This window comes from Vibrio sp. D417a, from assembly GCF_030248595.1.
GTDB lineage: Bacteria > Pseudomonadota > Gammaproteobacteria > Enterobacterales > Vibrionaceae > Vibrio > Vibrio alginolyticus.
Window position 1 is genome coordinate 143860 of record NZ_JAHGAM010000016.1, and the last position, 10514, is coordinate 154373.

Consider the following 10514-nt stretch of genomic DNA (forward strand, 5'->3'; position numbering starts at 1 on the left):
TACCACCCTCAGATGAAGTGTGTTGTTTTCTTAAACTTTCTATAAAGTAATACAATATTAAGTTTGGGTGTAGTTTTTGTGGCAAAAAGGGAGAGTGAAATCACGCGAATTTAGCTAACTTATTGATTTATATTGGTGTGGTAATCCTTGTTGTGACTGATGTTTCGGCGTTATCAATCGTTAAGTGGAATGCTTTAACGAGCACCGTTTGATGAATATCACATATTTTTAGATATATTGTATGACAATTAAAATAGATCGGATATGCTCGTTACCAATTCGACAGCAGACCCTTTCGCTTCGCGTTTCACTTTTATCAATACGACGCTTTTTTAAGAGAACCTTTTAATAAAAGCATGGTTAAGAATGAAGTGCCGTAGGGTTCGCTTTAATAGAGACTTTTTAGGAGTATGACGATGAATTCTTTCTTTGTATTAGATGAGAACCCGTGGGAAGAGCTGGGCGGCGGTATCAAACGTAAAATTGTTGCTTACACAGATGACTTAATGGCGGTTCACCTATGTTTCGACAAAGGCGCGATTGGCGCTCCGCATACTCACGAAATCCATGATCAAATCGGTTACGTAGTACGTGGCAGCTTTGAAGCAGAAATCGAAGGCGAGAAGAAAGTACTAAAAGAAGGCGACGCATACTTTGCTCGTAAGCACATGATGCACGGTGCGGTTGCACTAGAGCAAGACAGCATTCTTCTGGACATCTTCAACCCAGCACGTGAAGACTTCTTAAAATAATCTATAGCGCAACCTCAGTTGCTAAGGTGACAACATGAAATCATTAAACATCGCGGTCATTGGCGAATGTATGGTTGAGCTACAGAAAAAGGAAGGTCAGCTAAAGCAGTCATTCGGTGGTGATACGTTGAATACCGCACTGTATTTATCTCGTTTGACCAAAGCTCACGATATTAAAACCAGCTACGTAACGGCTCTGGGTAATGATCCTTTTAGCCAAGAAATGCTATCAGCATGGCAAGAAGAGGGCATCGATACTAGTCTGGTTCTTTCTGTTAAAGGAAAGCAACCAGGTATCTATTACATCGAAACCGATGAAACTGGCGAACGTTACTTCCACTACTGGCGTAACGAAGCGGCCGCTAAGTTCCTATTCGAGCAAAACGAGTCTCCGCTATTAGTCGACAAACTTTACTCGTACGATGCGGTTTACTTGAGCGGTATTACATTAGCGATCCTTACTGAAGAAGGTAAGACGCAACTGTTTGGCTTCCTTGAGCGCTTCAAGGCACAAGGTGGTAAGGTTATTTTCGATAACAACTACCGTCCTAAATTGTGGGAAAGCCGCGAGAATGCCATGTCTTGGTACCTTAAGATCCTTAAGCACACAGATATCGCACTGCTCACATTTGAAGATGAGCAAATGCTTTACGGTGACGAGCATCTAGAACAGTGCATCGAGAGAACCTCTGCACTGGGCGTGGATGAAATCATCATCAAACGTGGTAGCAAAGATTGCTTGGTTGTGGCGAATGGCGAAGCGCAATACGTGGCGCCAAACAAAGTCGACAACGTGATTGATACAACAGCGGCTGGTGATTCTTTCAGTGCGGGCTTCTTGGCGAAGCGTTTGACTGGCGGCAATGCAGCGGAATCGGCTTACTCTGGCCACTGTATGGCTGGCGCGGTAATTCAACATAAAGGTGCCATCATTCCACGTGAAGTGATGCCAGATCTTCCTTTGTAATTCTTTTGCAGAGCGTTGAGTAATCGGCGCTCCGCAGTGATTTATTGAACTCAAGTTAACGACGACGAGTACACTCTTATGACGACATTAAACGAACAATTAGCAAACCTAAAAGTAATTCCTGTTATTGCCATCAACAAAGCAGAAGATGCGATCCCTCTAGGCCGCACTTTGGTTGAAAACGGTATGCCTTGCGCAGAAATCACGTTCCGCACAGAGTGTGCTGCAGAAGCGATTCGTGCTATGCGCGCTGAGTTCCCAGAAATGCTGATCGGTGCAGGTACGATCCTAACTAACGAGCAAGTTGACCAAGCGATCGAAGCTGGTGTGGACTTTATCGTAAGCCCTGGTTTTAACCCTCGCACGGTTCAATACTGCCTAGACAAAGGCGTGGCTATCGTACCTGGCGTAAACAACCCAAGCCTTGTTGAGCAAGCGATGGAAATGGGTCTGCGTACACTTAAGTTCTTCCCTGCTGAGCCATCTGGCGGTGTTGGTATGCTTAAAGCACTAACGGCGGTTTACCCAGTGAAATTCATGCCAACAGGTGGCGTGAGCCTAGGTAACGTAGACGAGTACTTGTCTATCCCTTCAGTGCTGGCATGTGGCGGTACTTGGATGGTGCCAACAAAGCTTATCGATGAAGGTAAGTGGGATGAACTAGGTACACTGGTCGGCGACGCAGTAGCTCACGTAGCATAAGTGTCGTAACACCCCGATAAAACTAGCGAAAGAATGAAAAGCGAGCCTCAGTGCTTGCTTTTTTGTGTTTGAAAGTTTGAAAGAGGCGAGAGTTAAGAATCGCATTCATATAAATCCTACTTTCTATCCAATTTTTTCGAAACATCTCATTACGTTTCCTTCAAAGAAATGCCGCGTATTTTTGATCTTCAGACAAAGCGCGAAGAAGAAAAATATTCCATACTCTAATAAATTTCAATTAGAAAATTTGTATTACAATATGTTGAGGTGTTCTGAGTGGCAATTATCTCCTAGAAAGCCATTGGTCTAAGAAATTAAGGGGTTTGACGTGTTTTTTTCGTTGAGTAACTTATGCTTTAGATCACAATTAAAGCTTATTGTAGTACAAATGGAGTTGTGAGAAGAGTAGTCTAGACGTTAGAAAATGATCAAACTTGAAAGGCTGAAAAAATGACTATTGATACTCTTGTTGTTCTTGCCTACTTCTTCTTCTTAGTTGCAATTGGTTGGATGTTCCGTAAGTTCACTACCTCAACCAGTGACTACTTCCGAGGGGGCGGTAAGATGTTATGGTGGATGGTAGGTGCTACCGCCTTCATGACGCAATTTTCAGCATGGACGTTTACAGGTGCCGCAGGACGCGCGTTCAACGACGGTTTCGTTGTTGTAATCCTATTCTTAGCCAACGCATTTGGCTACTTCATGAACTACCTCTACTTTGCTCCAAAATTCCGCCAATTACGTGTAGTGACGGCGATTGAAGCGATTCGTCAACGTTTTGGTAAGACTTCAGAGCAGTTCTTCACTTGGGCTGGTATGCCAGACAGCTTGATCTCAGCCGGTATTTGGTTGAATGGTCTTGCGATTTTCGTGGCAGCGGTCTTCAACATTCCTATGGAAGCGACCATCATCGTTACGGGTTTAGTGCTAATGCTAATGGCGGTAACGGGTGGCTCTTGGGCAGTTGTTGCATCTGACTTTATGCAGATGCTGGTTATCATGGCAGTGACGATCACTTGTGCGGTGGCGGCATACTTCCATGGTGGCGGTATTGGCAACATCGTGTCGAACTTCCACGGCGACTTCATGCTAGGTAACAACCTGAACTACTTCAGTATCTTTATCCTTTGGGTTGTGTTCATCTTTATTAAACAGTTCGGTGTCATGAACAACAGCATCAACGCTTACCGCTACTTATGTGCAAAAGACAGTGAAAACGCACGTAAAGCTGCTGGCCTTGCATGTGTGCTGATGATTGTTGGTCCTATCATTTGGTTCCTACCACCTTGGTACGTTGCGGCATTTATGCCTGATTTCGCAGAGCAATACGGCTCAGTAGGTGGTGATGCAGCTTACCTAGCATTCGTACAAAACGTAATGCCAGCAGGTATGGTGGGTCTTCTGATGTCAGCAATGTTTGCGGCGACCATGTCTTCAATGGACTCTGGTCTTAACCGTAACGCGGGTATCTTTGTGATGAACTTCTACAGCCCGATTGTACGTCCACAAGCGTCACAAAAAGAGCTGGTTATCGTGAGTAAAGCAACGACTATCGTGATGGGCTTCATCATCATTGGTATCGGTCTATTCATTAACTCACTACGTCACTTGAGCCTGTTCGATATCGTACTGAACGTGGGCGCATTGATTGGCTTCCCAATGTTGATTCCTGTACTACTTGGTATGTGGATTCGTAAGACGCCGGATTGGGCTGGTTGGGCAACACTGGTTGTTGGTGGCTTTGTTTCTTACATCTTCGGTATCTCATTACAAGCAGAAGACGTAGAGCGCCTATTCGGTCTAGAGCAAGCGTTTACAGGACGTGAGTGGGCTGACCTGAAAGTTGGCTTGAGCCTAGCGGCACACGTTGTCTTCACTGGTGGCTTCTTCCTACTGACAACACGTTTCTACAAAGGTCTATCACCTGAACGTGAGAAAGAAGTGGCTCAATTGTTCGAGAACTGGAACACGCCACTTGTGGCTGACAGCGAAGAGCAGCAGAACCTAGATACAAAACAGCGTGGCATGCTTGGTAAGCTTATCAGCGTAGCGGGCTTCGGTATCCTAGCGATGGCTCTGATTCCAAACGAACCATCAGGTCGACTACTGTTTATCTTGTGTGGTGCGATTGTTCTCTCGGTGGGTGTTCTATTGGTGAACGCAGCACGAGGGCCTAAAAGCCCAAAGTTAGCTAACGCGAAAAGCTAACCACAGTTAACGACTCTCTATGAAAAATCCCACAGTATCGCTACTGTGGGATTTTTTGATCAAGCTGACTGAGAAAGCGTGGCGCATCGTTTGTTGTTATTCGTTGTATTGGGGAACTCCCAATAAGGTGCGACTATATTCGCATTAGAGTCGTCAGCCTAAAGCGAAAAAGCAATCTAACTTTCTTTGCACGCTGTGTTTACACTTTACACCCCAAACCTGATGCTTTGTCTATTTAAATAAATATGTGTGCCTTCTTAGCAAAGAAAAAGCATTAAATCAGACGTAGCTTTAATGAGGCGTACGCCAGAAATAGGAGAGAGGTTTTGAAGTGTTAGTGGAAAATATATAAGAGAATTGGAAGAGGCAGCCCTGCAAAACTTTAAAGGAGTGGCTAGGGTATCAAGGAGTGATGAGCGTCTGGGGAAAAACAAAAAAAGCCCAGCTACATTGGTAGCTGGGCTTTTAGTTACAACTGAGTGTGACTAAGCTTCTAGCTCTGCAAAGTAGTCGAAGATGACTGGAACGTCATTTTGACCAAGGCCTTTATCAACTGCTGCTTGTAGACTCTTAGAAGTGCCCTCTGCAATCAGGGAAGTTGTACCAAGCTCTTCGCATAGAGCAAGGAAGTAACCGAGGTCTTTGTTTGCGTTTGCGACAGAGAAGCCTAGTTTTTCTTCGCCATCTACGGCGTAAAACTTACAGAATTGCATAAATGGTGAGTTTGATGGTCCTGCAGACATGATGTCGAATAATTGTTGGCCATCAACACCAGCACGTTTAGCAACAGCAAATGCCTGAGACATGGTTGCTACGGTTGTCATACCCATAAAGTTATTCACAAGCTTGGTTACGTGACCAGAACCTAGTGCGCCAAGGTAAAATACGTTTTCACCTTGATCGTCCAGTACTGGCTTAACCTTATTGAATGTTTCGACGTCGCCTGCGGCCATGATGTTTAGTAAACCATCTTTTGCGTGGGCAGGTGTACGACCTAGAGGCGCATCAATCATACCAGCCCCTTTCTTAGCGAGGTCAGCGCCAATCTTCTTCGTTGAAGCTGGAATAGATGTACCGAAGTCGATGAGTGTTTTACCTTCTGACATGCCAGCTAGAACACCAGTGTCTCCGTAAACAACTTTTTCGACAACTTCAGATGTTGTTAGGCACAGCATCACGATATCACTTTTCTCTGCTAGCTCTTTACCTGAAGATGCTTCAGAAGCGTTTCCACGAGCTAGTACTGCGTCAACAGCATCTTTATTGAGGTCCATTACAGCAACTTCGTAACCACGTTTCTGTAGGTTTTCAACCATGTTTCCGCCCATCAAGCCTAGGCCGATGAAACCAATGATAGGTTTAGTCATTTTAACTCCAAAAATGCTATTGTATGATTATATTGCTTGTTAGTAATCATAATGACTATTGTGGCTTTTGCAATTGAAAATTATGAGCATAGCGGGCTTGCGATGAATTTTTTCTAAAAGTGAGATGTAAGTAAGGTTTGTGAGGGTTTTATTCATCAGCGTATATAAGAAAAGCGGATTCATCACGCTTCCATTTTATCGTGAACAAAGCCTTTAGGGGGCTTAAATAATGTAAAAATAAAATTTATTGTAATACAAGTGATTTTGTTTCAGCTAGAGGAATACTGTCCATACTAAAAAATGGGTGAAACGTTACAGATGGGGTTAAAGGAGAGGTGGTATAAGGATAAGCCGCAGTACAAACATACTGCGGCCGTTATCAAATCAGTACTAAAGCGCACTTACTGATAGGTAAAAAGACTTATTGGTACTAAATGCCTAAAGCTTGACCACCACCAATTTGCAGTGTTTCTGCGGTAATGAATGATGCATCTTTACTTACCAGAAAAGAGATAGCAGAGGCGACTTCCTCTGGCTGGCCTAGGCGTCCAAGCATAATACTGTCTGCCCAAGAAGCAAATACTTCAGGCTTGGTTGCTTTGATTTGAGCATGGAATGGTGTATCGATAGTGCCAGGAGATACTGCATTGACTCGAATTCCTGCCGGAGCTAACTCTTTAGCTAAAGCGCGAGTTAATGTATGAACGGCGGCTTTTGATGTACCGTAAATACCTGCACCTGGACCACCTGCATTCCAAGCAGCGTTTGAAGTGAAGTTGATAATTGATGCGTTATCAGACTTTTTTAGAAATGGAATCGCTGCGCGTGATACGAAGAATGCACTATCGAGGTTTAAAGCCATGACTTTACGGAAAAAAGCAGTTTCCATACCTTCAATAGGACTACGACCACCAAGACCACCTGCGTTATTAACGACAACATCGATTTTGCCGTATTTTTCACCAATAGCATTGATGTTTTCATCGACGGCATGTTCATCTGTAACGTCAAAACCGTAGTATTCAGCCTCAATCCCTGCGTTATGTAGTTTGGAGACACACTCCGAACCTTTTTCATCTTCAATGCCGTTTAGAATGACCGTGTATCCATCCTGACCAAGACGCTTTGCCACTTGGAAGCCGATACCGCCTGTAGCACCAGAAATAAATGCAATTTTAGTAGACATAATGGTGTTCTCTCATGTTTGTAGAGTTGGAAAGGATTTTTCATTTAACATAGGGTATTATTGTAATACAAATGGTTTTAATAAACAGAGAAACACCAACAATGAGAAGTCGATCACGTACTTTTTTGAGATGCTGACTCATCCAGTGGCATATATCGACTTTTACGGTCGTGCATGATTTGTATCTAGTCAGGAGAATCGGGATATATAAACAATTGAGCATATAGCTGCCGGCTTAGCTCGTTGGGCTGAGGTTTGTTTCAAGTAGAAAGAAAGCTGATTAACAGTGGGTCTTTGTTGCCAAACTTATGATTTCATTTAGGCTTGCCAAGTGATGGTTGGAGAACTTTGTCGAGAGGTTGAGTTTTAAGCGGGTAGGGAACCTTTTTAGGATCTTAAGTCTTTCAAGGTCATTCTGAATAGTGAGGGACGAGCGTGATTTAGAATCTCTTGCCCGAGCACGCTGTTATGATATGTGACCCCGTTTCGCCGAGCGTTATTCATCACCATTATTCTGAAGAGTCGAGTTAGGATCTACCGGAATAATGATTTTGACTAAGCTGAGATAAAAATGCCCGCTAAATCAGCGGGCACTTTTGTTTACGTCATTAATGGTGCATGTGTTTTTCCATGTGACCTTGTTTTTCAACCGCCATTTCTACTTCCACTTTACCCGCGTTTTTGAATGTTAACGTCATAGGGAAGCGGTCGCCTTCTTTAAGAGTTTGTGTTGGGTTAAAAATCATTAAATGGAAGCTGCCTGGCTTAAACAACACTGAGTCATTGGCTGGAACGCGCACTTCGTCAATCTTAATCATTTTCATCACACCATCTTCTTTCTTATGCGTGTGAATTTCGACATGCCCTGCGATTGGGCTTTCTGCTGCGATCAATGCATCTTCACTGTCACCGTGGTTGGTTAATTGAAAAAAACCACCGATAACAGGTGCGTTTGGTGGCGCTTCGCGGCTCCATGGATGGTCGATATGAATTTTTCCTGCTTCATAATCGTGCGCTAAACTCAGTGGGCTAGCGATGACAGCAATAAGCGCGATAGCGGCGGTTTTTAATGATTTAAGCATGTGTTTTTCCTTTTGAATTAATAGCTTCTCTGAATGGACAACAAACAGAGTCATCGTTATTTTTGAATAAAGTTGTCAATGATTAGATGCCTGTTAGGCAGGAAAAACACTCGGCGGAGAGTGCTTAGGCGCGATGTGTTTGTAAACGAGCTTATCGCATTTTGAAAAGTGATAAGTCGTCAGTGCATACTTTACTCGGCGCAGCCAATGGATGGTTGTCAGGTAAAGCCCAATCGCAACTAAAAGAAAGAATTGAACAGCTTGAAGAAGCGGGCATTCAAACTGGAAGCCGTCGTGTAAGTTAAGATCTTGGATGAGCTTAGAAGAAGATTGAGCGTTAGCCTCAATCAACGTATTGATATCCACCCATTTGAAACCATCTGCGGTACACAGTAAAACCTTTTCACTTTGGACTTTGTTGAGCCAAGTTGTGCTGTGAACTTGTGTAGGATTAAGAGCGGCTGTGGACGCTAAATACAACTGAAACAACACCGCGATAATAACCGCAATAGCGTGCAAGCGATGGTGTTTGTGCTGTATTAGAGTGTTTTCCATACAATTGAGTGCTTATCTTCTTCGGCGCGGGATACTAACAAATTAACCAAACAATGTAATTATCAGTTTACTAAAAGGTGATGCAAGTGTGCATTATTTGTTTTGTTGCCTATTTTTAACGCTTTAATGTCTTGATTCGGCTGACATTCACAACCTCCAATTCAACTTGTCAGTCTTGCTTAGTCGCTTCTGAAGATACCGAATTAATCTCTCTTATATGTCACTGAAGCTTCGGTTAGTGGGTGTCGTGGTGGTGTTTTTACGTGCTAGATTTGGCTGATATCGATTCAAAATGCACACCGAATCTTCACTTGTTTTCCATTAACGGAATTATGACAGTAATTTAATAAAGGATACGGTATTCTGCGCTCCTTTGTACATGCCAGAAACGTCCGTCCTGCTTAGTCGGAGGGGCGATTAATCTTAAGAAATTTCTCAAATGAAATACGAACAACAGATTGGATATCGATACCCTAAAGGTCGATTTGCCATGGTGAGTGTATATGCATTCACCGGTGCTGCGATTTTAGCATCGACTATTTTTTCTCTATTGCTGTTTTTGTCTATCGACGAAAACCCGATGATGCAAACCTTATTTGGTGGTTTAGCGATTGTTTTTGAAGCAGGTAAATTTTACGCTTGGTATGAATACGGTGAGCGCCGAGCCCATCGCAACTACACAGGAGCAGCAACCGCTCTCGTGTTTTATTTAGTCTTAGCTGCGATTTCCATTGGCGGTAGTATTGGTGGGATTAATAGTGCAACCAATAGTGCACAAAGTCATATTTCGGTAGAGCAGGCGAAAGTGGAAGCGTTTAATCGTCAGATTGCGGCAATCGATAAGCAGATTGAGCTCAACAATATGGCAGCGCAGAAATACATCGAGATGGAACGTATCGCGACTGGTGTAACTCGCATCCAGGAGCAAAACAAAACCTTACGTGAAGAGCAGCAACGCTTGGCTATGGAGCGTGATAGTTTACCGCCGGTGACGCAAGGCTCAGTGATTGGTTTAATTGATAGTCTAGCTAACGCATTTGGTACCACCTCTCAGCAAGCTCAGCTTGGCTTGGTTGTATTTCTTTCGATTCTTTTGGACTTCTTTGCTGCATTTTTTGTTGGCTTGATTGGTGAAGAGCAACGGTTCCGATATTTCTATCGCAGAAATGAGGGCATGATATTGAAAACAGTTCGCGATATAGACCCAGCGCCTGCGGGTTATCTTCCTCATATAAAAGAGGAAGTAGAGCAAGAAATACCAGCAGCGCCGGAGCCAGAAGAACCAAAGGAACCGAAAACCTTGTTAGAGCAAGTTAGCGATGCACTTAAAACGCATCAAATTACGTGCACCAAAAAAGCCGTTGCTAAACAGTTTAGGCTGTCTGCGGAAGAGGTAGACAAGGTATTTGAAGAATTGGCAGAGCTCGGTTTAGTGGGGAAAAAAGCCAACCACCATTATCATTGGATAGGTGAAGCAGAGACCGCATAATTGGTTATCTATTAGAGTTCGGAAAGAGCGTCAATCGGCGCTCTTTTTTTTGGGGGGGGGGGGGGGGTTTTCGATTTTAAAGTTAAATATAAGAAAGGGTATCAATCTTTATTGAGCTTTTTGGTTACGTCTTTCACCGTTTTCTTCTCTTTTTCCGGTGTCATTGCATCAACAGCTTTACCCGCCATCCCTTCATCTGGCAATTT

The 10514-nt window shown here is 43.5% G+C and carries 9 protein-coding genes; 5 read left to right on the forward strand and 4 right to left on the reverse strand.

The genetic code is table 11. The features are described from left to right. The first annotated feature begins 416 nt into the window (after positions 1 to 416). The 4 genes from KI742_RS16320 to KI742_RS16335 all read left to right on the forward strand — a co-directional run bounded on the left by KI742_RS16320 (position 417) and on the right by KI742_RS16335 (position 4629). Entirely contained in the window at positions 417 to 752 is a 336-nt protein-coding gene (locus tag KI742_RS16320) for a cupin domain-containing protein (protein ID WP_005450851.1), read from the forward strand. Between the two features lie 34 nt (positions 753 to 786). Continuing rightward, on the forward strand, positions 787 to 1719 hold the full coding sequence (locus tag KI742_RS16325) for a sugar kinase (protein WP_136976428.1): 933 nt from the start codon (positions 787 to 789) through the stop codon (positions 1717 to 1719). Between the two features lie 78 nt (positions 1720 to 1797). Then, positions 1798 to 2421, forward strand: a complete 624-nt coding sequence (locus KI742_RS16330) for a bifunctional 4-hydroxy-2-oxoglutarate aldolase/2-dehydro-3-deoxy-phosphogluconate aldolase (RefSeq protein ID WP_285386108.1) — start codon at positions 1798 to 1800, stop codon at positions 2419 to 2421. Positions 2422 to 2871: 450 nt separating this feature from the next. Beyond that, entirely contained in the window at positions 2872 to 4629 is a 1758-nt protein-coding gene (locus tag KI742_RS16335; RefSeq protein WP_285386109.1) for a sodium:solute symporter family protein, read from the forward strand. Positions 4630 to 5114: 485 nt separating this feature from the next. Here the strand turns inward: KI742_RS16335 and KI742_RS16340 are convergent, their stop codons facing one another. From KI742_RS16340 to KI742_RS16355, 4 genes are all read right to left on the reverse strand, one after another. Further along, on the reverse strand, positions 5115 to 6011 hold the full coding sequence (locus KI742_RS16340; RefSeq protein ID WP_373417450.1) for an NAD(P)-dependent oxidoreductase: 897 nt from the start codon (positions 6009 to 6011) through the stop codon (positions 5115 to 5117). 415 nt (positions 6012 to 6426) lie between these two features. Then, positions 6427 to 7182, reverse strand: a complete 756-nt coding sequence (locus KI742_RS16345) for an SDR family NAD(P)-dependent oxidoreductase (protein ID WP_017634222.1) — start codon at positions 7180 to 7182, stop codon at positions 6427 to 6429. A gap of 608 nt (positions 7183 to 7790) precedes the next feature. Further along, positions 7791 to 8264 (reverse strand): copper chaperone PCu(A)C, encoded by a 474-nt coding sequence (locus tag KI742_RS16350; RefSeq protein ID WP_005375841.1) that lies wholly within the window; start codon positions 8262 to 8264, stop codon positions 7791 to 7793. A gap of 93 nt (positions 8265 to 8357) precedes the next feature. Next, positions 8358 to 8819, reverse strand: coding sequence for a hypothetical protein (locus KI742_RS16355; RefSeq protein ID WP_005388493.1), 462 nt, complete (start codon positions 8817 to 8819; stop codon positions 8358 to 8360). Positions 8820 to 9258: 439 nt separating this feature from the next. On the opposite strand from KI742_RS16355, the gene KI742_RS16360 reads away from it, so the two are divergent. Continuing rightward, on the forward strand, positions 9259 to 10308 hold the full coding sequence (locus KI742_RS16360) for a Preprotein translocase subunit SecY (RefSeq protein WP_115386688.1): 1050 nt from the start codon (positions 9259 to 9261) through the stop codon (positions 10306 to 10308). Positions 10309 to 10514 lie beyond the last annotated feature (206 nt).